This is a genomic window from Tardiphaga sp. 768_D3_N2_1 (genome assembly GCF_052076105.1).
GTDB lineage: Bacteria > Pseudomonadota > Alphaproteobacteria > Rhizobiales > Xanthobacteraceae > Tardiphaga.
In genome coordinates this window covers 2,089,236-2,109,628 of the sequence record NZ_CP197245.1, presented here as the reverse complement: position 1 = coordinate 2,109,628, position 20,393 = coordinate 2,089,236, and the positions used below count along the sequence as shown (strand labels likewise).

The window sequence follows — 20,393 nt, the reverse complement described above, 5'->3', positions numbered from 1 at the left end:
TAGCCCGGATGGAGCGAAGCGCAATCCGGGGACCGGCGAGCTAACTGAAACGCTGAATCCCGGATTACGCTTCGCTCCATCCGGGCTACGGAAGATCGCACAGGCTTGAGCCCGATCCAGCATGCCGGAGGCCGCCATGACCGATACCGCCCGCAACAAGGCCAATGTCGTCGCCTTCTATGAGTTGATGTTCAACGACTGCCGCCCCCGCGAGGCGATCGCGCTTTATGCGGGCGACAGCTACATCCAGCATAATCCGCATGTCTCCGACGGCATCGACGGCTTCATCGCCTATTTCGAGCGCATGGCGCGCGACTGGCCCGGCAAGCACGTCACGATCCGGCGGATAATCGCCGAGGGCGAGTTCGTGGTGCTGCATGGACTGCAGCACTGGCCCGGCGACCAGGACTACGCCGCCATCGATATCTTCCGGCTGACACCGGACGGCAAGATCGTCGAACACTGGGACGTGCTGCAGCCCATGCCTGCGGAAGCGCAGAACCAGAACGGGATGTTTTGATCCGGCATGAGTAGCGGGGCAACTCGCCGTAGGATGGGTTGAGCGCAGCGAAGACCCATCGGCCGAACAATGCGGCAAGCTCGGCCGATGGATTATCGCTCCGGCGCTCTCCGCCTGCGTTCAACCCATCCTACGGCTCGCTGGCATTAGGTGCGCATACATGACAGAAATCGACAATGACCAGGGAGTGGCTGAAATTCATCGGCGCTGTCGCCAATCACACCGTCACGGCAGCCCTCTGCATCGCGGTCATATGGATCGGGTTCTCCCAATTCTATCACCTCTGTACGACGGGAGAACTGCTGATCTGGACCGGAGACCGGGGCAACCGCGCATTGGTGCCGATCACATATGCAAGTGCGCCGTTCGGATTCCTTGTCAATCTCGTCATCAACCTACTAATCGCCGCCTTCAGCCTTCTTGTTTGTGTCGGTGTGGCCCTCGGCATTCGCAGATGGTGGCTTGACAAGCCCGGCCCTCCCGCCAGATAGGCTGGTCCGAACAAGGCCGGTCGCAGCAGGCGCGTGATAGGATGCTGTCGGTTCGCAATTCATTTTGAGCCGGCGACGAAGGACCGTATTGGCATGGAGATTATCCTCTTCGTCTGGTGCGCATTCTTCGTCATCGCAGCGATCCCCGGCGGAGCCGTGGGCTACCTGATCGCGCGACTACCTGTCGGTCTGGGATGGCTGACTTTCCTGTCCGCCTATGTCGCCGCACTCGCCGGCTACGTCATATCGAGCATCGTCGTGCCGACAGACGTCATCACGACGACCATTCATGCTCATAACATTGCGCTATTCTCGCCGCCGATCTTTGCAGCGATTTTCATGGGCGCGCTCGCGAAGCGCTACCCTCGACCGACGAAGCGCGCACGATAGCCGGAGGATAGGTTGAGCGCAGCGAAAACCCATGCGGTCCGTCAATGCGGCAGGCTCCGCCGATGGGTTATCGCTACGGCGTTGCGCGCCTGCGTTCACTCCCTCATACATACGGCAAGATTGTTCGGATACTCAAGACGATTGCGACGACTACGGCCAGCCAGAACGCCCCACCTACAATCCTCATAGCTCGCTCTGAAGGATCGCAACGACCAAAACGCTTCAAAATAACTCGTCCAGCCGCCTTTGGGACAACCTCAATGATCACGTGCCCCAATATTGATACGATTACTTCCATGGAGCGCGCCTCATCCGGTCGTATCGTGCTAACGGATAGTATAGTTACTAATTATACTGGGCAATTGACCATCTTACGGCGCGCTGCCCCCCCCCCCCGCTTCGCCGAAGGAAAGGAAGCTCTTGAATGCCAAAAGCTAAAGCCAAGGGGGCGTACACAAAGGCCGACATGAAAGTCGTTTCGGACAATCCGGAATGGACGGAAAAAGAACTTGCCAAGGCCAAGCCGTTTGCGAACGTTTTCCCGGACCTTGCAAAGATAATCGGCCGCCGCGGCTTCAGCGGGCTTCTCACCATGCAAAACGACGTCGATGGATTATTGCCCCGCAGAGGCACTGCACCTGCGCTCACTCACCGCACTCTGCTCACAAAAAAGCCCGCGGCATCGCCGAGGGCTTTTCTATCTTCCTGTCGCAAGAATTCCGGCATCAGGTCATCTCATGGTTCGAGACGCGCGCAAGGGCGCGCTCCTCACCATGAAGCGCGGAGTTAGCCCTCCGCCCCCTGCGCACCGTTGCCGTTCTCGGCCTCATCGCCCTCACCGGCTTCGCCGATATGCTCGACCGACACGACATGCTCGTCGTCAGCCGTGTTGAACACGATGACGCCCTGGGTCGAGCGGCCGGCAACGCGGATACCTTCCACCGGGCAGCGGATCAGCTGGCCCTTGTCGGTGACGAGCATGATCTGGTCGCTGTCCTCAACCGGGAACGAAGCGATCAGCTTGCCATTGCGGTTGTTGACCGACATGGCAACGATGCCCTTACCGCCGCGGCCGGTGGTGCGGTACTCGTAAGACGAGGTGCGCTTGCCATAGCCGTTGATGGAGATAGTCAACACCACCTGCTCGGCCGCCGACAGCTCGATATAGCGCTCCTGCGAGAGCTGGATCGCGGTCGATGTCTCTTCCGCCTCGGCCTCGAGAGCCGGCTCGTCGACGACAGCCTCGCCCGCCACCGCACGGCGCATCTTCAAGTAGGCCGTGCGTTCGTCGGAGGTCGTCTCCACGTGGCGCAGGATCGACAGCGAAATCACCTTGTCGCCCTCGGCCAGCGCGATACCGCGGACGCCCATCGAGTTGCGGCCCTGGAACACGCGCACATCGGTGACCGGGAAGCGGATGCACTGGCCGCCGCCGGCGGTCAGCAGCACGTCGTCATGTTCGGTCGCGATCTGCACGTCGACAATGGCCTCGCCATCATCGAGCTTCATGGCGATGATGCCCGAACGCCTGACATCGACGAAGTCCGATAGCTTGTTGCGCCGGACATTGCCGCCTGTGGTGGCGAACATCACGTCGAGGGTTTCCCACGTCGCTTCATCCTCGGGCAGCGGCATGATGGTGGTGATGCGCTCGCCCTGCTCCAGCGGCAGGATATTGATCATCGCCTTGCCGCGGCCATTGGGCGGCGCGATCGGCAGGCGCCAGACCTTTTCCTTGTAGACCTGACCGCGTGACGAGAAGAACAGCACCGGCGTATGGGTCGAGGCCACGAACAGGCGCGAGACGAAATCCTCGTCGCGCGTCGCCATGCCCGAGCGACCCTTGCCGCCGCGGCGCTGCGCGCGATAGGTCGAAAGCGGCACGCGCTTGACGTAGCCATGATGCGACACCGTCACCACCATGTCTTCGCGCTGGATCAGGTCTTCGTCCTCGACCTCGCCTTCCTGCTCCATGATGACGGTCTTGCGCGGCGTGGCGAATTCCAGCTTCACCGCAGCGAGTTCGTCCTTGATGATGCCCTGCACGCGCGCACGCGACCGCAGGATCTCCAGATAATCGGCGATCTCGATGGCGAGCTTGTCGAGCTCGTCGGAAATTTCCTCGCGGCCCAGGGCCGTGAGGCGTGCGAGACGCAGGTCGAGAATGGCCTTGGCCTGCTCGAACGACAGACGCGCCGTGCCGTCTTCTTCAAGACGATGTCTGGGATCGTCGATCAGCGTGATCATCGCCGCGACGTCCTGCGCTGGCCAGCGGCGCTCCATCAGGATGTCGCGCGCGGTGGTCGGATCCGGCGAGGTGCGGATCACGCGAATGATCTCGTCGATATTCGCCACAGCGATGGCGAGGCCCACCAAAATATGCGCGCGATCGCGCGCCTTGTTGAGCAGGAATTTCGTGCGGCGGGTGACGACCTGTTCGCGGAACGCGACGAAGATCGTCAGCAGGTCTTTCAGATTGAACAGCTGCGGCCGACCGGCATCGAGCGCCACCATGTTGGCGCCGAAATTGGTCTGCAGCGGCGTGTATTTGTAGAGCTGGTTCAGAACGATCTCGGGCACGACATCGCGCTTGAGTTCGACGACAACGCGGTAACCTTCGCGGTCGGACTCGTCGCGCAGATCGGAGATGCCTTCGATCTTCTTGTCGCGCACCAGTTCGGCGATGCGCTCGACCATAGTGGCCTTGTTCACCTGGTATGGAATTTCCGAGACGATGATCGCTTCGCGGTCCTTGCGTGTCGGCTCGATGGCGACCTTGCCGCGCATCACGATGGAGCCGCGGCCGGTGTGATAGGCCGAACGAATGCCGGCACGACCGAGAATGATACCACCGGTCGGGAAATCGGGACCGGGAATGATCTTGTTGAGATCGTCGATGGAGAGCGAGGGATCATCGATCAGCGCCACGCAGGCATCGATGACTTCGCCAAGGTTGTGCGGCGGGATGTTGGTGGCCATACCGACGGCGATGCCGCCGCCGCCATTAACCAGGAGGTTCGGGAACTTCGCCGGCAGGACCTTCGGCTCTTTCTCGGAGCTGTCGTAGTTGTCCTGATAATCGACGGTGTCCTTGTCGATATCGTCGAGCAGGCCTTGCGCGATCTTGGTCAGACGCGATTCCGTGTATCGCATCGCGGCGGCCTGATCGCCATCGACCGAACCGAAATTGCCCTGACCGTCGATCAGCGGCACGCGCATCGAGAAGTCCTGCGCCATGCGGACCATGGCGTCATAGACCGACTGGTCGCCATGCGGATGATATTTACCGATGACGTCGCCGACGGTGCGCGCCGACTTGCGGTACGGCTTGTTGTATTCGAAGCCGTTCTCATACATCGCGTAGAGAATGCGGCGATGCACCGGCTTCAAGCCGTCGCGTGCATCCGGAAGCGCACGCGCCACGATCACGCTCATGGCGTAATCGAGATACGAACGCTTCATCTCATCGAGGATGGATACGGGACGAATATCCGAGGGGGCTGATGGCTCCCCAGGCTTCTGGTCTTCAGTGTCGGACAAGGATGATTTCCGGTCAGGTTTTGCTGGGAATCATATAGCGCATCGCGCGCCTCCAAGCCACCCCGCTGACAACGCGTGAAGCTCTATTTTCCTGCTGATTTTTCAAATGCTTACGGGAGCTGCAGAGGGCTTGTGAAGTGGTCCCGAATAAGCCAGCCCCAAGCAGCCGAATCTTGCGAAAATCATGCGGCCGTCTTGCGGTATTCTAGCGGCCGAACACCACGGTGTGCATGACCCGGCCGGGCACGAGGGTGAACACGCCGGCGATCACCAGGGCGCCGGCGAAGATCGAAATCATGGTGATGGCATGCGCCCTGACGCGGTGCCGGCGCGCCGCGATCACGCCGAATATGAGCATGACCGGCGCCACGATCGACAGCAGATGGATCGGGCTCCAGTCCCGCCACAGCCGGTAGCTATGGCCATGGATCCCAAACGAACTGATCGCGACAATGGCGAGCAGGATCACCCAGATCCAGCCGAGCGTCCTGTGTGGCAGCGTGCCCTTGGGCGCGATCAATTGAACGACACCGAGCACGAATGCGGCCATGGCCGCAAAAGCATGCAGCGGGATCGGAGCAACGGCATCAAGCAACGGCTGCAGCGACATGGTGGCCCTCGCATTCAGCAGGCAGTATCAGCTCACCATCGCAGAAATCTTTCCATTGTAAAGATAATATGGTCCACCACGTTGCCGCAGCTAACCGCCCTCCCCGAAAAGCAAAACGCGCTGCAAGCAATCAGCTCACAGCGCGCGATGCAAAAGTTCAGGACGTCCTGACAGCAGATCAGAAGGGTTATATGTGGTTATGGACGTGATGCGTGAGGCGGTCGAGGAGCGCGCCGGTGACCGAGGCTGGATTCCGGGATATCTCCAGGTCGCGCCTGGCGGACGGCTGCACCTTGTTTCGTGCGCGCCTCACGGGCTGATCGTGGCTGAATGGTTGGTTTCGGACGCAAGGCTCTCCGAGACAGGGGACCGCGCTAGTCGAGGCGACCCAAAGTATCCATGCCTCGCTCCGGGCGGACCGGGGCTCGACCACGCAATGATTCAAATCGTGAGCGAGCGTCAGATGCTGCCACCAGGCCCCCGTGCGAAATGTTGAGATCCATCAAGTTCATAGTTGCCAGCTAATCCAGTGGTTTGGCTTTTATCGCCTCGGTCACCCAGGGCGGTCTCATTGATATGCTCTCCCAGGACTCGCGTAATGACCTTATCGAAATTGAGGGGGTCGGCACCGTTGACTTGTATCAAGGACCATCCGTCCCGGCGCAAGCACTCGCCGATCTCCCTTGAGATATTGGCCTGCTTCAAGCCCCTGTCCACGCCGAGTTCGAACAGGAGGACTTCGATGAGCGGCTGGTGCGCATGCCGATCCGTAAGACGGCGGCGCAACGTTTCCTGCGGCGCATCGAGCTGGACAAGCAGGTCCGGTCGCGGCAGGAACGCTAGGCAGTCACGAACCACGTCAATGCTTGGAGTTCGCGCCAGCAAAACCAGCGCACACAATGCCTGGATCAGGCCTTCTTCAAAAATGAAGTAACCTTCCGATTCCTGCGCTTTACGCCAAGATTCGCACAGTAGAGCGATGTCGACCTTCATGCGCCATGACCATGTGCGGCTTCGTAGCGGGATTGATGCTAGAAGCCGCGCCGCGACACCGTCCTTCGGCAGGGTCGATAGCAAGACAGGACCGGAGGTGGCAATCTTTCTGCCAATACGCCCAATGCCATGGCGCGTCTCCGGGCCGTCATCCTGGGCCGACGCATCTTCAATCAGGCGATAACCGTTCACTGTCTTCAGGTTGATGCCTTCTTGCGCCAGCCCCCGGCAGAGGCCGCGAAGAAGTGTGGTCTTGCCTGCACCAGGCGGCCCAAATAACTCGATGATCATGGTGGAATGCCCAGCGCCTCGGAACAAGCTGTCATTTACCTGCAGGTCAGAGCTTAGCCGGATTACAAACCACACCAACGTTCATTTGAATGACTGTTCGGATCCGCGGACTTGTTCGGCAGGAACGGCTTGATTGCCGCCCATTCATAATCGGTTAGTTCGTAGCGCATGATTTGAGGCTCCGGTTTGGGCGCTTGAATCACGTCCAAACCGATGCCTTCAACCGGCAAACCCGAACATCCCGCACTTCCGAGATTAACCGCTAACCGGACAAGCCGTCGACTTGCCAAAATCGACGCGATTGACCCACAACAGACATCTCAGGTGCGGGACAAGCGCCGAATGCGTTCGGCCCTGACAGAACAGGTTCCAGTTTTACCCGGGCTAAGACCGATCCGATATGGCCTTGACCGCCCCCCATCCCGAACGGCCAGGCCTCGTTGGCCTTCCCGAGCGATCATCGCTCCGTTCCGGCATCGTGCGAATGCATGAAGACGTCGTCCCGACATCGAGGTTAGCGTCGGCGGACTCGAGGGACATATCCTTATGCTCAACGGAGACACGTTCAGCTATCGCGCGAGCCACCAGTCGGTTGATGTCGTTGCCGACTACGTCAGCACCTTCGAGGTGGGCCATTGCGCGGCATTGTGGCGGGACGTCGAACAGCCCTTGCTCGAAAGCATTCTGCGCCGGCTCGGAGGGCCACAGCGAACAAGCCTCGACTTCGCCTGCGGAACCGGACGCATTGCGAAGGTCGCCGCTCGGTTGTTCGGCTCGGTTGTCGGGGTCGATGTGTCAGAAGCGATGCTTTCGGCAGCTTCGGTGCCAGACAACGTGACGCTGCTATGCGTCGACGTCACCAAGGTTCCTCTCGAACAGACATTTGACGTTGCCACCGCATTTCGGTTCTTCTTGAATGCAGAAGATACGCTTAGGCGCGACGCATTGCGGGCGATCTATCGGCATCTTCGCAACGACGGCGTATTGGTGTGCAATATCCAGCTCAATGCAACGTCACCCATCGGGTCGTTCAGTCGTGTCCTGAACTGGGCATATCCGAGCAGACCTCGACACACCCTGACTTTGTATCAATTTTCAAGCCTGCTGTCGGATGAGGGATTTGAGGTCGTGGAGAGCACGTATTACGGCTATCTCCCGCGACCGGGCCGGTTGTTTCCACATCTCTGCGAGGCGCTGATCGAGCCATTCGAAAAGGCGTGCCGGAGGCTCAAGGTGCCGGGATTATTGGCGGAGAGTTTTATTGTCGCGGCGCGAAAGCGGGAACGCCTGTTTCCTCAGGTGCAGGACCCTCGGCGAATCGTGCAGGCACCAACAACCTCTTGAGGTTCGGGAGCATGATCATCGAGTTCTTTGGCCCGGCAGCCGCAGGAAAGACCACCTTCGCCCACGCGCTGTGCAAGCGGCTCAACGAGCGCGGCCATCATGCGAATGTTGTGCTCAGCTATTCGGAGCCACCACCTCTCGCGTCACCGACGCCTCATGCCCTCCCACGGCAGGTGAGCGTGCAAGATGAAGCGAGTTCACGAGATCGACGGTTTCCTCCTGCGTCAGTAGATCGCCGGTCTCCAGCCGCTCGATCAGGCTGCCCCCGCGCAATGCGGCCCACTCTTCGGTCGCCGCGATCGAGCGAAGCACCTTCAACCAACATCGTGTTGATCGATCCGGCTTTGCTCCTGAGGAATACGGCGCTGTAGCGAGTAGCCCAAGGGTCCGGCAGCCCGCTCTCCCTGTCCAAGAGAAGCCCAAACCTCTCGCCGCCCTCCATTACAACGGGCTTTACGCGAAATCGGCTGGCAATGCGTTGATTTATCAAACGAAAGCCCCCGCTTGTTTACACAAGCGGGCCCCACAGAATCTGATTCGAGTCTCGTCGGCAATCCGGAAGCTGAAAAACACTAAGTCATTGAAGAAGCGACGAAAGCGTTTTTTAGTTTACACACAGCTCCAACCAACAGTCAGAACGGGATGTCGTCATCCATGTCGCTGCCGCGGCCACCACCGCCACCTGCCGGTGCGGCCACGCGGCGCTGCGGCGGAGCGCTCGACTGGCCACCGCCGAAGCTGTCACCCATGTCGTCGCCGCCATAGCCGCCGCCACCCGCGCCGCCGCCCTTGCCGTCGAGCATGGTCAGTGTCGAATTGAAGCCCTGCAGCACGATCTCGGTGGAGTATTTCTCGACACCCTGCGGATCGGTCCATTTGCGGGTCTGCAGCGCGCCTTCGATATAAACCTTGGCGCCCTTCTTCAGATACTGCTCGGCGACCTTGGCAAGACCTTCGCTGAAGATCACCACGCGATGCCACTCGGTCTTTTCCTTGCGCTCGCCGGTGCCCTTGTCGCGCCACGTATCCGACGTCGCAACGGTCAGGTTGACGACCGGGTTGCCGTTCTGCATCCGGCGAACCTCGGGATCCTTGCCGAGATTGCCGACCAAAATCACCTTGTTGACGCTACCCGCCATGCCACTCTCCTACTCTCGAATCTGAATTTGCTGATTGGGCGCCGGTACAGGCCCCGGCCCGCGCGCAAAGCCGCTGATGATGGGACCCTATACGGTCCGCGCTCCGCGCAGGCCCCCGCAACCGGGTTATCCACGGTATCGTATTTGATCGTCGCTCTATATAGCATGTTCCATTTTTGTTCTCAAGAACACCCCTTGGCGAATTGTTGAGCGACGACAGCGTGCCGAGTCGTCACTGCCGTGCCTGAGTGAAGGCAATAGTGGAACCCGAAGGGAACCCGCGCCCCGCCAAAATTCATATACCTTTCATTAACTTAGAAACGACCAAACATCCAAGACGAGTGTGCTATTTGGGTGACGGACTTTTTGGCAGACTTGCGTATATTTCGATCACTGAATTGCATTTGGCGCTTGCGCCGGGACACGAGGCTTCGCCAACGCGAAGCAATTTTGGGGAGAATTCACATGAAGAAGTTTCTGTTGGGCACCGTTGCCCTGATCGCTCTGGGCGCTTCGGTTCCTGCAATGGCTGCTGACCTGGCCGCTCGTCCCTACACCAAGGCTCCGGCCTACGTTCCCGCCCCGATCTACAACTGGACCGGTTTCTACATCGGCGGTCACGTCGGCGGCGCGTTCAACGGTTCGAACGGCTTCGGCGGCACCTCCGACAATTCGGATGGCCGTTTCCTCGGCGGTGTGCAGATCGGCTATGACTACCAGTTCGCTCCGAACTGGGTGTTCGGCATCGAAGGTCAGTACAGCTGGGTTGGTTCGAACAACACCAACGTCGCTTTCGTTCCGGCTGGCGTCACTTACAACCTGAACCAGAAGGGCCTCGCCTCGGTCACCGGTCGCATCGGTTACACTTGGGGGCCGGCACTGCTCTACGTGAAGGGCGGCTACGCCTACTCCGACTTCAACGAATCGCTGGTTACGACCGTTGGCGCAGTTCCGGTTGCCTTCGCAGCTGGCACCAAGCATGACGGTTACACCGTCGGCGCCGGCCTCGAATACCTGTTCACCCAGAACTGGTCGGGCAAGGTCGAGTACCAGTACTATGACTTCGGCAAGACCACCTTCGCTGCTCCGTCGCCGGCTGGCATCATCGGCCTGTCGTCCCGCAACGACGAGCACACCGTCAAGGCTGGCCTGAACTACCGCTTCAACTGGGGTGGCCCGGTCGTCGCGAAGTACTGAGCTTCACGCCTGATTTCAGGCTTGTGACTACGGAAAGGCCGGCGGAAACGCCGGCCTTTTTCGTTTTGCAGAAAGACAAGCCCCTGGAAAACGACCGCCCCCTCATCCGATACGGCTCGAACAACAGGCCCGGTAGATAAACACCCACTCAACCCATGCGTTAGTTTCTTATGTGTTGCAAGTGAGACACATCTATTTCCCCTGAATCACGCTACGGTTGCAGTATCCAAAGGGGAGTCTTGCAATGAAGAAGCTTCTGCTCGCATCCGTCGCCCTCGCCGGTCTCGCCGCTGCAACGTCAGCTTCCGCCGCCGATCTGGCCGCACGCCCCTACAAGGCGCCACCTCCGCCAGTGCCGGTTGGTTACAACTGGTCCGGCTTCTATGCCGGTGTGATGGGTGGCTATGGCTGGTCTGATCGCATACGCGTTGACGGCTTCACAACGCAGTCCGGCGATATCAATGGCGGCTTCGGCGGCGGCACCATCGGTTACAACTGGCAGACACCCGGCAGCATATGGGTTTGGGGTCTGGAAGTTGACGCCGCCGGTTCGGATATCAAGTATCGCGAAACCGGTCTCGTCGCCCTTATCCCCTACACCTTCGAAGACAAAATCCGCTCCTTCGGCAGTGTGACTGGCCGCGTCGGCGTCACCGCAGGTGCTGCGCTGTTCTATGCCAAGGGTGGCTATGCCTGGGCTGACAACCGCATCTCGCTGAATGTCGGCGGACTGGGCTTCTCCGAGAGCAAGGTGCACTCCGGCTGGACCGTCGGTGCTGGCGTTGAATACATGTTCGCGCCAAGCTGGTCGCTCAAGGGCGAATACATGTATGCCGACTACGGCAACGAAAACTATCTGCGCGCCTTCGCTCCAGCGACCGGCGTCAATCTCGGCATGACGACCCACACCGTCAAGGGCGGCATCAACTATCACTTCAACTGGGGCGGCCCGGTCGTCGCGAGGTACTGAGCTTCGCGCCAGATTTCAGGCTCGTGACAATGGAAAGGCCGGCGAAAATGCCGGCCTTTCTGTTTGGCTGGACGCCCGGATCCTCGGTGGCAAACCTGTTGATTTCCCACGGTTAAATACTACCCCTGACTGCAGTACGTGGCTTTTCGCGCAACCAGCGCGTTAGTTTTCCCCTGTTGCAAGCGAGCTACAGCCACCTCGCCTGAGCCGCGTTAAAGTTGAGACATTCAAAGGGGGAGTCTTGCAATGAAGAAGCTTCTGCTCGCATCCGTCGCCCTTGCCGTTCTCGGCGCAGCCTCGTCAGCTTCCGCAGCCGATCTGGCAGCACGGCCCTATACGAAGGCTCCTCCGATCATTGCGGCGGTCTATGACTGGACCGGCTTCTATATCGGCGGCAACGGTGGCTGGGGAACGAGCCGCAAGTGCTGGGACAGCAATATCGGCACGCTCGCCGCTCCGGTGTTCTCGCCAGAAGGCTGTCACGACGCCAGTGGCGGCACGGCAGGCGGACAGATCGGCTATCGCTGGCAGAGCGCCGCATGGGTGTTCGGCCTCGAAGCGCAGGGCAACTGGGCAGATTTCCACGGTTCGACGACGAGCACACTGATTGGCACCGGCACCAGAATCGGCGACCGGTCGAAGATCGAGGCCTTCGGCCTGTTCACCGGCCAGATTGGCTATGCCTGGAACAACACGCTGCTTTATGTGAAGGGCGGCGCCGCTGTCACCAGCGACAAGTATGAGCATTACTTCACCGGGACCGGCGCAGTGATCAATTCCAGCAAGGAGACGCGCTGGGGCGGCACGGTTGGCGTCGGCTTGGAATATGGTTTCACACCGAACTGGACCTTCGCCGTCGAATACGACCACCTGTTCATGGGCAACCGCACGCTCGACTTCACCAACGCTGCCGGTGTTGTCACCGACAATACCCGCATCAGCCAGGACGTCGACGTGGTCACCGCGCGCATCAACTACAAGTGGGGCGGCCCCGTTATCGCGAAGTACTGAGGCTTGTCGATCCTCTCTGTCGACTCCAGAACAACTCAGCCCGGCCTCGTGCCGGGCTTCTTGTTGTCCGGCAGGAATATATGGCGATACCGACAAGGTCGGCCCCACCCGGCCTTTGTCATTTGCAGCCTTGCCTCGCAACCCCTCCGCCAACAAACCGTTGATCGTTGCTGCGGAGCACTGGAAATCCGTTCTCGTTCTTCCTATGTTCCGATGACAATCAATCGGCGTTGATCCCGGCCCGGCCGGCGGTGCGCGCCCGGATGAGCGCGGCTCGCGCTGGGGAATTGCCTGTTATGGACGAGATCATCAAGGCCAAGCGGCAGCAGGCCGCCGCGAACATGCGCAGCATCACCATTCGCGGCGCCCGCGAGCACAATCTCAAGAATGTCGATCTGACCATCCCGCGCGACAAGCTGGTGGTGTTCACCGGCCTGTCCGGCTCCGGCAAATCGTCACTCGCCTTCGATACGATCTATGCCGAAGGCCAGCGCCGCTATGTGGAGTCGCTGTCGGCTTACGCCCGGCAATTCCTCGAGATGATGCAGAAGCCGGACGTTGACCAGATCGATGGCCTGTCGCCGGCCATCTCCATCGAGCAGAAGACCACGTCGAAGAACCCGCGTTCGACCGTCGGCACCGTCACCGAGATCTACGATTACATGCGCCTGCTCTGGGCACGCGTCGGCATTCCCTATTCGCCGGCGACGGGTCTTCCGATCGAGAGCCAGACCGTCTCGATGATGGTCGACCGCGTGCTGGCGCTGCCGGAAGGCACGCGGCTGTATCTGCTGGCGCCGGTGGTGCGCGGCCGCAAGGGCGAGTATCGCAAGGAGCTGGCCGAATATCTCAAGAAGGGTTTTCAGCGCGTCAAGATCGACGGCACCTTCCATGAACTCGCCGAAGCGCCCGTACTCGACAAGAAGTTTCCGCATGACATCGACGTGGTCGTCGATCGCATCGTTGTCAGGCCGGATATCGGCCAGCGCCTCGCGGAAAGTTTCGAGACCGCACTGAAGCTCGCCGAAGGCCTCGCGGTCATCGAATATGCCGATGCGCCAGCCGCTCCCGCGGAAGAGGCCAGCACGAAGAAATCCGACAAGAAGGTCGCGAAGATTCACGACAAGACGGGTGCAGAGCGCATTCTGTTTTCCGAGAAGTTCGCCTGCCCGGTCTCCGGTTTCACCATTCCGGAAATCGAGCCCAGACTCTTTTCGTTCAACAACCCCTATGGTGCCTGTCCGAAATGCGGCGGCCTCGGCGTCGAGCAGACTATCGATGCCGACCTCGTCATTCCCGATAAGGAGCTGACGCTGCGCAAGGGCGCCATCGCGCCATGGGCGAAGTCGTCGTCGCCTTATTACGTGCAGACGCTGACGGCGCTCGGCAAGTTCTACAAGTTCACGCTCGACACCAAGTGGAAGGACCTGCCGAAGAAGACGCAGAACGCCATCCTGCACGGCTCCGGCGATGACGAGATCAAGTTCTCCTATGAGGACGGCGTGCGTTCCTATGACACCAAGAAGCCGTTCGAGGGTGTCGTCACCAATATCGACCGCCGCTTCCGCGAGACCGAAAGCGAATGGGCGCGCGAAGAGCTCGGCAAGTATTTCTCCGACGTGCCATGCGATGCCTGCGAGGGTTATCGGCTGAAGCCCGAAGCGCTGTCAGTCAAGATCGGCGGCAAGCATATCGGCAACATCTCGGAAATGTCGGTGCGCAAGGCTGGCGACTGGTTCGAGACCGTGCCGGATCTGCTCAACAAGCAGCAGAACGAGATCGCCGTCCGCATCCTCAAGGAGATCCGCGAGCGGCTGTCGTTCCTGCTCGATGTCGGCCTCAACTATCTCACGCTGGCGCGCTCCTCGGGCACACTGTCCGGCGGCGAGAGCCAGCGCATTCGGCTGGCGTCGCAGATCGGCTCGGGCCTGACGGGCGTGCTCTATGTGCTCGATGAGCCCTCCATCGGCCTGCATCAGCGCGACAATGCCAGATTGCTCGATACGCTGCGGCGGCTGCGCGACCTCGGCAATACCGTGATCGTGGTCGAACATGACGAGGACGCAGTGATTGCCGCCGATTACGTGGTCGATGTCGGCCCCGGCGCCGGCACCCATGGCGGCAATATCGTCGCCCAGGGCACGCCCCAGGAGGTGATGGCCAATCCGAAATCTCTGACCGGAAAATACCTCACGGGCGAGATGTCGGTGCCGGTGCGGGAGCGTCGTCCGCCGAACCATCGCCACACCATCAAGGTCATCAATGCGCGCGGCAATAATCTGAAGAACGTCTCGGCGGAAGTGCCGCTCGGCCTGTTCACCGCCATCACCGGCGTCTCGGGCGGCGGCAAGTCGACGCTGCTGATCGATACGCTTTACAAGGCCATCGCGCGCAAACTCAACGGCGCCAGCGAAGGCGCCGCGCCGCATGACCGCATCGAGGGTCTGGAGCATATCGACAAGATCATCGACATCGACCAGTCGCCGATCGGCCGCACCCCGCGTTCCAATCCCGCGACCTATACCGGCGCCTTCACGCCGATCCGCGAATGGTTCGCCGGCCTGCCGGAATCCAAGGCGCGCGGCTATGAACCCGGACGGTTCTCGTTCAACGTCAAGGGCGGTCGCTGCGAGGCCTGCCAGGGCGACGGCGTCATCAAGATCGAGATGCACTTCCTGCCCGACGTCTATGTCACCTGCGACACCTGCAAGGGCAAGCGCTACAACCGCGAGACGCTGGAAGTCCTGTTCAAGGGCAAGTCGATCGCCGATGTACTCGACATGACCGTGGAAGAAGCCGCCGACTTCTTCAAGGCGGTGCCGCGCGTGCGCGAGACGTTCAAGACGCTGCATCGCGTCGGGCTCGACTACATCCATGTCGGCCAGCAGGCGACGACGCTATCCGGCGGCGAGGCGCAGCGCGTGAAACTCGCCAAGGAATTGAGCAAGCGCGCTACGGGCCGCACGCTCTACATCTTGGACGAGCCGACCACCGGCCTGCACTTCCACGACGTCGCAAAACTGCTCGAAGTGCTGCATGAGCTGGTCGAACAGGGCAATACGGTGGTGGTGATCGAGCACAATCTCGAAGTCATCAAGACTGCCGACTGGGTCATCGATCTCGGCCCCGAAGGCGGCGACGGCGGCGGTGAAATCGTCGCCTGGGGTCCGCCGGAAGATATCGTCAAGGCACCGCGTAGCTATACGGGCAAATTCCTGAAGCCGGTGCTTGAGAAGGCGGGCAAGCCGAAGAAGCGGAAGGCAACGAGTGAGGCGGCGGAGTGAGGGTCGAAATTCACTGTTCTTGGCCGTTAGGAATCTTAGCGATACTACTTAAAACTGCTGGTAAGCTATCAAAGGAATCGATCCAAATAACATTTAGACCGAGAGCGTTTGCATCCTGCTCTTCAAGAAGTCTCGACACGCGATCTAACGCAGAGTCCCTTGGATGATCAGGACTCCGCTTTACTATAAAGTGCGACATAGTCTTGTCAGGATTCTTACGCCAAGCAACATCAAGCAATCGACGCATGTTTGGGTCGGTAAGGCTAATCCCAATAAATAAGCAAGTATTCTGAGTAAGCTTCGTCAGCTGGATAAGATTTGACCAGCTAAACGCTTCTATAAACTGGCTGTGATAAGCGTCCTCGCTAAAAACCAATTCGGTCTGCGGAATCAATCCCGTACGTGGCAAGTATCCGTGGACGTGATATATTGGAAGCTCGTTTCCATCATGCCTAATTGACTCGGAAAAAATTGGCTTGTTAGCCACGACATTTTTTTCAAGAGCTTCTTCAATAAGGCAATCGAAATTGAACGTGATGATTGAATCGAGAGGATTGGCATCACGCTGTGGTCGCGACAGCTCGACAATACTGTCTATAAGGGTCGAGCTCTCAGTGACTTCGGCATACAGAGCGTCGCGTGTCTCGCTCGCAAAATCGTCTCCCAAATTATTCTTAAGATACTTTCCTAGTATCAACGAGGACGACCTGCCGTAATTTTTCTGAAACTCAATAGCTGTACTTTTCCCGAGATCTAGCGAATAATTTTTTGATAGCCTCTCCATAAGCCTGTCGAGTAGGCGGACCAAAAGATTCCCCCACGCTGGAATACCGGCCCCCACTGAAACTCCCGCGCCACAGACCAACGTGAGTCGCCCTCGACGCAGGGCCTCGCGAAGCGTTCGAATTTGTGCTTCGCCACTATCGACGGAGACAGTAATAGCATTTGTTCCACCCGCAAGCGGAGCAACTTTCGTGACATCGAGCTCTGCCGTTAAACGCTCTAAACCACTCTCAAAATCTTGCGAAAGATCAATATACTGCAAATGAGCCAGATAACTCGGAACTGGAATTTCGTCGATTTTGATTGGGACAATTCGACGCTGCCGTTCCGATACTTCCTGTTGCAAAGCGATTGTCGCAAATTCCTGTTGTACCCATTCTGATCGAAATGAATTTTTACTCAGAACGATTAGAACTACCGCGGCCTCTGTAAGCTCCTCTGAAATTTTTCTCTGAAAGTTGTCACCGGGTCTCAGCTGAAAATGGTCGGCAAATACATCGAAACCGCCGGACCGGAGGCGAACAGAAATTCTATCGACGATTTTCTTGTCTCGCTCACTATGACTGATAAATATTCGCGTTACAGATTGCTTTGGCTTGATTGGTTTTCGTCGCTGAGAAGCAACCTTTGTTTTTTTAGCCATATCCGAACCACCAAATACAATTATCAAATATCACATTCTATAACTCTACTATAAGTGGAATGTCCAGCATACTCGGTTGCGGCACTATTCTTACGTGTACTTAGCCCGGATGAGCGCAGCGACGTTGGGGACTCATCGAAGAAATCTCCCGCAGGTCGCCCCACTCATGCGGGCTACGGCTCCAGTCTTTCTCTCACCTCAGCCCCGTCCCGTGACACCTCTGGCACTTCACCACCTTCTCGCCCTTCTTCAGCAGACCCTTGCCTTCGCAATTCTTGCACTTCTGCTTCTTCTTGGTGTTGGGGCCTTTCTGGTTCGGTCTATCGTCTGCCATCAAGGCCTCCTGCGGGTGATATGAAACGATCATGACGGGCTTAGCACGCTTGCGTGCGGCTCGTGCATCGTTTCGCCGCGCGGATGCGGGTTGAAATGCCGGTCTGATGGGATCATCCTTGCGACGGGTCGCATATCGGCCACGACTCAGACGAGAACCAGCCCGTGACCGACATTGCCAAACACCCAGCCAGGACCCCGGCCACCTCCCCGCCCGCCAGCCATGCCCTATAAGCTCGCCATCTTCGATATGGACGGCACGCTGTCCGACAGCTTTTCGTGGTTCCTCAGCGTCGTCAATTCCGTCGCCGACAAGCACAAGTTTCAGCGCGTCGAACGCGACCGCATCGATGAGCTGCGGAGCGTCGGTGCCGGCGAACTGATCCGGCTACTCGGTGTCGCCAAATGGCGGATCCCGCTGATCGCGCGCGACATGCGCAAGCGCAAGGCGCAGCAGATCGATCGCATCAATCTGTTTCCCGGCGTCGATCGCATGTTCTGTGAATTGAAGGCGCGCGGCATAACGATCGCCATCGTCAGTTCGGATAGCGAGGATAACGTCCGTGCCGTGCTCGGTGATCTCGACCAGCACGTCGCCTATTTCGCCTGTGGCGCCGGCCTGTTCGGCAAGACGGCGAAATTCCAGCGTATCCTTGAGCTCACCGGCATCTCTGTCGATGACACGATCAGCATCGGCGACGAGATCCGCGATATCGACGCTGCGCGCGAGGCCGGAATCGATTTTGGCGCGGTGACGTGGGGCTATACCAGCGGGGCGGCCCTGGAAGCGCGCACGCCGAATTATGTGTTTTCCCGGATCGACGAAGTGATCGCGGCGCTGGCTGTGCCAAGACGCTAACGGCCGGCGACAGACAAACGAGACCCGCCGGCCTCATGACAAGACCGACGGGCCTGATCGCCTGTTGTCACTGTCCGTGCCGGGCCATTTCCCCATCACTCAAATCCCAGTCCTGCCACAACTGTAGTGCTGCCAGCAGCACCACGAGACCGCCGAGGCAGGTGTGGATGAATCTGAGCATGCCGTCGCCGGAATAACCAAGGAAAAGTGGCGAGACGATCAGCCACAGACCAAGAATGATCGCGGCCACCTCCTCCCAGCGTTGCAGCGCGACATACTCAAGCTGCGCAAGGCCAAATACCAGGACGCCGACCGCCACCGTGTTAATGATTATGGCGCTGGGGGTCCCCCCGGCATATTGATGACCGTTCTGCGTAGGAAACCAGGGCGACAGCGCAATCAGGACGCCAAGCGCCATGCCAAACCAGTCTTCCCACGTGCGATGCGTACCGAGAAACCGAGAGTCTGACATCGTGACCTCCTCCAAAAGAGGCATACGTCAGCGGCCGTTGGCATGACACTCCAACTGTCAAACGACCGATCCGGCCGCTTCGGGGCGTATGTCTACAATTGACGTAGGAACCCGCTTTGCCTTTGCAAGGCCACGCCAAAGCCATTTTTCATGGCGCGCAGAACGACAGAAGGCCCTGCGCGGCGACACGGATTTCCCCTGTCAGATGAAGTATGCGGCGGCTGCATTGCCCCCGTTTGGAAATGACTGCTACCTTCTCCCGGACACCTGTGAATGGAATGAGAATGAGCAACGCGGTTTATAACAATACTTCGCTTCACCGTTTCGAACTCGCGGTCGACGGCCATATCGCTTTTTCCGAATATACCCGGACGTCTGATACCATCACTTTCGTCCACACAGTCGTGCCGCAGGAATTGGCCGGCAGAGGTATCGGCTCACAGCTTGCCCGCGGTGCGCTCGATGCCGTCCGTGCACAGGGATTGAAGGTCGTGGCACAGTGCCCCTTCATCGCGGCATATATTGCGAAACATGCGGACTATCAGGATTTGCTGAAAGACGCGGCATGACCGGCGTTCGCGACAACAAGGCACTCAATCGCTTCGAGCTGGATGTCGGCGAATCCGTCGCCTTTGCGAATTATCGCCGTGCCGGCGATCGCGTCATCATCACGCATACCGAAACGCCGCCTGCCCTGCGCGGCCGCGGCATCGCCTCGGAGCTGGTGAAGGGCGCGCTGGCGTTGATCCGTGCGGATGGGCTGAAGGTTGTCGCAGGTTGTTCTTTCGTGGTGGATTATCTGCGCCAGCATCCGGACTATGCGGATCTGGTGAATTAGACAGTTATCCCGCCAACGTCACTCCGGGACGCACGAAGGCGGCGAAGCTACTGACGTGCGGACCTGACCCACGCTCGTCATTCCGGGGCGCGGCCGGCACTTGCCGGGTGCGAACCCGGAATCCCGAAGTGTTTTGCGCTGAACACGTCAAGATTCCGGGTTCGCCTGCGCGAAGGCGCGCAGCCGCCCCGGAATGACGAATGTGGGGCGGTGCAGTCGCCTAAATATTTTTTCCTATCTCTCGTTGACAACATCCCCATCAGGTTTATATTCCCTTCCGTCCTGCCCCCACCGAGAGGGGCGATCGCGATCGTCACGTTCGCGGGGTGGGATGCGGTGGACGCCGGAGATGCGGCGTCACGCGGTTCATGGGTGACGTCTGTCTTCGGGCAGGACGGATCTGCGCCAGCACTGCCACTGGCAAGGAGACGGCCGGCCTTCGGATGGAAAGACTCCTGGACAGTGTGACGGACGACCAAATCAAGACGCGTCCGGCCTACTCGCTTGAGGCACCCTGTCCCATTCGCCTTGGGACTGTAATTTTGGTGATCGGATCGTTCGCCATGGCAACGCGCAAGCAACCGAAAAAACACCGCAGGCGGAACGCTGGGCACTTCCTTGCCCTGCGCCTCCGAAAGTCCTGATGCACTCTAAACTGCGGACGACCGCATTCGCATCAGGCCCA

General features: G+C 59.2%; 20 protein-coding genes. 12 read left to right on the top strand and 8 right to left on the bottom strand.

The genetic code is table 11. From position 1 onward, the window contains the following. Window positions 1-136 precede the first annotated feature (136 nt). The 4 genes from AB8A27_RS09685 (at window position 137) to AB8A27_RS09670 (ending at window position 2,191) form a co-directional block, all read left to right on the top strand. Complete coding sequence (locus AB8A27_RS09685) at window positions 137-520, top strand: nuclear transport factor 2 family protein (protein WP_441241718.1); 384 nt, start codon at window positions 137-139, stop codon at window positions 518-520. A gap of 176 nt (window positions 521-696) precedes the next feature. Further along, window positions 697-1,011 carry a hypothetical protein gene (locus AB8A27_RS09680; RefSeq protein WP_441241717.1) on the top strand — a complete coding sequence of 105 codons (315 nt, stop codon included), beginning with the start codon at window positions 697-699 and terminating at the stop codon, window positions 1,009-1,011. A gap of 93 nt (window positions 1,012-1,104) precedes the next feature. Next, window positions 1,105-1,401, top strand: a complete 297-nt coding sequence (locus tag AB8A27_RS09675) for a hypothetical protein (RefSeq protein ID WP_441241716.1) — start codon at window positions 1,105-1,107, stop codon at window positions 1,399-1,401. A gap of 424 nt (window positions 1,402-1,825) precedes the next feature. Next, window positions 1,826-2,191 carry a hypothetical protein gene (locus AB8A27_RS09670; protein ID WP_441241715.1) on the top strand — a complete coding sequence of 122 codons (366 nt, stop codon included), beginning with the start codon at window positions 1,826-1,828 and terminating at the stop codon, window positions 2,189-2,191. On the opposite strand, the gene gyrA is transcribed toward AB8A27_RS09670, so the two are convergent. The 3 genes from gyrA to AB8A27_RS09655 all read right to left on the bottom strand — a co-directional run bounded on the left by gyrA (window position 2,188) and on the right by AB8A27_RS09655 (window position 6,835). Then, window positions 2,188-4,941 (bottom strand): DNA gyrase subunit A, encoded by a 2,754-nt coding sequence (gyrA, locus tag AB8A27_RS09665; protein ID WP_441241714.1) that lies wholly within the window; start codon window positions 4,939-4,941, stop codon window positions 2,188-2,190. The genes AB8A27_RS09670 and gyrA overlap by 4 nt on opposite strands. 205 nt (window positions 4,942-5,146) lie before the next feature. Then, window positions 5,147-5,551: a DUF2306 domain-containing protein gene (locus AB8A27_RS09660; RefSeq protein WP_441241713.1), complete on the bottom strand. Its 405-nt coding sequence runs from the start codon at window positions 5,549-5,551 to the stop codon at window positions 5,147-5,149. A 459-nt stretch (window positions 5,552-6,010) separates the two neighbouring features. Beyond that, window positions 6,011-6,835: an AAA family ATPase gene (locus AB8A27_RS09655; protein WP_441241712.1), complete on the bottom strand. Its 825-nt coding sequence runs from the start codon at window positions 6,833-6,835 to the stop codon at window positions 6,011-6,013. A 546-nt stretch (window positions 6,836-7,381) separates the two neighbouring features. Between AB8A27_RS09655 and AB8A27_RS09650 the strand changes: the two genes are divergently transcribed. Further along, on the top strand, window positions 7,382-8,179 hold the full coding sequence (locus AB8A27_RS09650; protein ID WP_089264455.1) for a class I SAM-dependent methyltransferase: 798 nt from the start codon (window positions 7,382-7,384) through the stop codon (window positions 8,177-8,179). 114 nt (window positions 8,180-8,293) lie between these two features. Here AB8A27_RS09650 and AB8A27_RS09645 read toward each other — a convergent pair whose 3' ends face one another. Together AB8A27_RS09645 and AB8A27_RS09640 are read right to left on the bottom strand one after the other, a co-directional pair. Further along, window positions 8,294-8,497 (bottom strand): hypothetical protein, encoded by a 204-nt coding sequence (locus AB8A27_RS09645; protein WP_441241711.1) that lies wholly within the window; start codon window positions 8,495-8,497, stop codon window positions 8,294-8,296. 314 nt (window positions 8,498-8,811) lie between these two features. Continuing rightward, complete coding sequence (locus AB8A27_RS09640; RefSeq protein WP_441241710.1) at window positions 8,812-9,318, bottom strand: single-stranded DNA-binding protein; 507 nt, start codon at window positions 9,316-9,318, stop codon at window positions 8,812-8,814. 465 nt (window positions 9,319-9,783) lie between these two features. Here AB8A27_RS09640 and AB8A27_RS09635 point away from each other — a divergent pair, with 465 nt between their 5' ends. From AB8A27_RS09635 to uvrA, 4 genes are all read left to right on the top strand, one after another. Next, window positions 9,784-10,515 carry an outer membrane protein gene (locus tag AB8A27_RS09635; protein WP_441241709.1) on the top strand — a complete coding sequence of 244 codons (732 nt, stop codon included), beginning with the start codon at window positions 9,784-9,786 and terminating at the stop codon, window positions 10,513-10,515. Between the two features lie 244 nt (window positions 10,516-10,759). Then, a complete protein-coding gene (locus AB8A27_RS09630) occupies window positions 10,760-11,485 on the top strand; it encodes an outer membrane protein (protein WP_441241708.1) in 726 nt (241 codons plus the stop codon). A 246-nt stretch (window positions 11,486-11,731) separates the two neighbouring features. After that, entirely contained in the window at window positions 11,732-12,496 is a 765-nt protein-coding gene (locus AB8A27_RS09625) for an outer membrane protein (protein ID WP_441241707.1), read from the top strand. A 296-nt stretch (window positions 12,497-12,792) separates the two neighbouring features. Beyond that, window positions 12,793-15,780 carry an excinuclease ABC subunit UvrA gene (gene uvrA, locus AB8A27_RS09620; RefSeq protein ID WP_441241706.1) on the top strand — a complete coding sequence of 996 codons (2,988 nt, stop codon included), beginning with the start codon at window positions 12,793-12,795 and terminating at the stop codon, window positions 15,778-15,780. Between the two features lie 10 nt (window positions 15,781-15,790). On the opposite strand, the gene AB8A27_RS09615 is transcribed toward uvrA, so the two are convergent. Further along, window positions 15,791-17,206, bottom strand: coding sequence for a TIR domain-containing protein (locus AB8A27_RS09615; protein WP_441241705.1), 1,416 nt, complete (start codon window positions 17,204-17,206; stop codon window positions 15,791-15,793). A 193-nt stretch (window positions 17,207-17,399) separates the two neighbouring features. Then, a complete protein-coding gene (locus AB8A27_RS09610) occupies window positions 17,400-17,540 on the bottom strand; it encodes a hypothetical protein (RefSeq protein ID WP_165826921.1) in 141 nt (46 codons plus the stop codon). A 222-nt stretch (window positions 17,541-17,762) separates the two neighbouring features. On the opposite strand from AB8A27_RS09610, the gene AB8A27_RS09605 reads away from it, so the two are divergent. Next, window positions 17,763-18,398 (top strand): HAD-IA family hydrolase, encoded by a 636-nt coding sequence (locus AB8A27_RS09605; RefSeq protein WP_441241704.1) that lies wholly within the window; start codon window positions 17,763-17,765, stop codon window positions 18,396-18,398. A 67-nt stretch (window positions 18,399-18,465) separates the two neighbouring features. Here the strand turns inward: AB8A27_RS09605 and AB8A27_RS09600 are convergent, their stop codons facing one another. Then, a complete protein-coding gene (locus tag AB8A27_RS09600) occupies window positions 18,466-18,870 on the bottom strand; it encodes an SPW repeat domain-containing protein (protein WP_439093250.1) in 405 nt (134 codons plus the stop codon). A gap of 284 nt (window positions 18,871-19,154) precedes the next feature. Between AB8A27_RS09600 and AB8A27_RS09595 the strand changes: the two genes are divergently transcribed. Together AB8A27_RS09595 and AB8A27_RS09590 are read left to right on the top strand one after the other, a co-directional pair. Beyond that, window positions 19,155-19,439, top strand: coding sequence for a GNAT family N-acetyltransferase (locus AB8A27_RS09595; RefSeq protein WP_441241703.1), 285 nt, complete (start codon window positions 19,155-19,157; stop codon window positions 19,437-19,439). Continuing rightward, on the top strand, window positions 19,436-19,708 hold the full coding sequence (locus AB8A27_RS09590; RefSeq protein ID WP_092142605.1) for a GNAT family N-acetyltransferase: 273 nt from the start codon (window positions 19,436-19,438) through the stop codon (window positions 19,706-19,708). The genes AB8A27_RS09595 and AB8A27_RS09590 overlap by 4 nt, the downstream gene beginning before the upstream one ends. Window positions 19,709-20,393 lie beyond the last annotated feature (685 nt).

Coding starts and splice junctions, on each gene's coding strand:
- AB8A27_RS09655 (WP_441241712.1), bottom strand. CDS start 6,835: ATGATCATCGAGTTATTTGGGCCGCCTGGTGCAGGCAAGACCACACTT.
- AB8A27_RS09605 (WP_441241704.1), top strand. CDS start 17,763: ATGCCCTATAAGCTCGCCATCTTCGATATGGACGGCACGCTGTCCGAC.
- AB8A27_RS09660 (WP_441241713.1), bottom strand. CDS start 5,551: ATGTCGCTGCAGCCGTTGCTTGATGCCGTTGCTCCGATCCCGCTGCAT.
- AB8A27_RS09640 (WP_441241710.1), bottom strand. CDS start 9,318: ATGGCGGGTAGCGTCAACAAGGTGATTTTGGTCGGCAATCTCGGCAAG.
- AB8A27_RS09630 (WP_441241708.1), top strand. CDS start 10,760: ATGAAGAAGCTTCTGCTCGCATCCGTCGCCCTCGCCGGTCTCGCCGCT.
- AB8A27_RS09615 (WP_441241705.1), bottom strand. CDS start 17,206: ATGGCTAAAAAAACAAAGGTTGCTTCTCAGCGACGAAAACCAATCAAG.
- AB8A27_RS09625 (WP_441241707.1), top strand. CDS start 11,732: ATGAAGAAGCTTCTGCTCGCATCCGTCGCCCTTGCCGTTCTCGGCGCA.
- AB8A27_RS09610 (WP_165826921.1), bottom strand. CDS start 17,540: ATGGCAGACGATAGACCGAACCAGAAAGGCCCCAACACCAAGAAGAAG.
- AB8A27_RS09675 (WP_441241716.1), top strand. CDS start 1,105: ATGGAGATTATCCTCTTCGTCTGGTGCGCATTCTTCGTCATCGCAGCG.
- AB8A27_RS09600 (WP_439093250.1), bottom strand. CDS start 18,870: ATGTCAGACTCTCGGTTTCTCGGTACGCATCGCACGTGGGAAGACTGG.
- AB8A27_RS09680 (WP_441241717.1), top strand. CDS start 697: ATGACCAGGGAGTGGCTGAAATTCATCGGCGCTGTCGCCAATCACACC.
- AB8A27_RS09590 (WP_092142605.1), top strand. CDS start 19,436: ATGACCGGCGTTCGCGACAACAAGGCACTCAATCGCTTCGAGCTGGAT.
- AB8A27_RS09635 (WP_441241709.1), top strand. CDS start 9,784: ATGAAGAAGTTTCTGTTGGGCACCGTTGCCCTGATCGCTCTGGGCGCT.
- AB8A27_RS09595 (WP_441241703.1), top strand. CDS start 19,155: ATGAGCAACGCGGTTTATAACAATACTTCGCTTCACCGTTTCGAACTC.
- AB8A27_RS09670 (WP_441241715.1), top strand. CDS start 1,826: ATGCCAAAAGCTAAAGCCAAGGGGGCGTACACAAAGGCCGACATGAAA.
- AB8A27_RS09650 (WP_089264455.1), top strand. CDS start 7,382: ATGCTCAACGGAGACACGTTCAGCTATCGCGCGAGCCACCAGTCGGTT.
- AB8A27_RS09685 (WP_441241718.1), top strand. CDS start 137: ATGACCGATACCGCCCGCAACAAGGCCAATGTCGTCGCCTTCTATGAG.
- uvrA (WP_441241706.1), top strand. CDS start 12,793: ATGGACGAGATCATCAAGGCCAAGCGGCAGCAGGCCGCCGCGAACATG.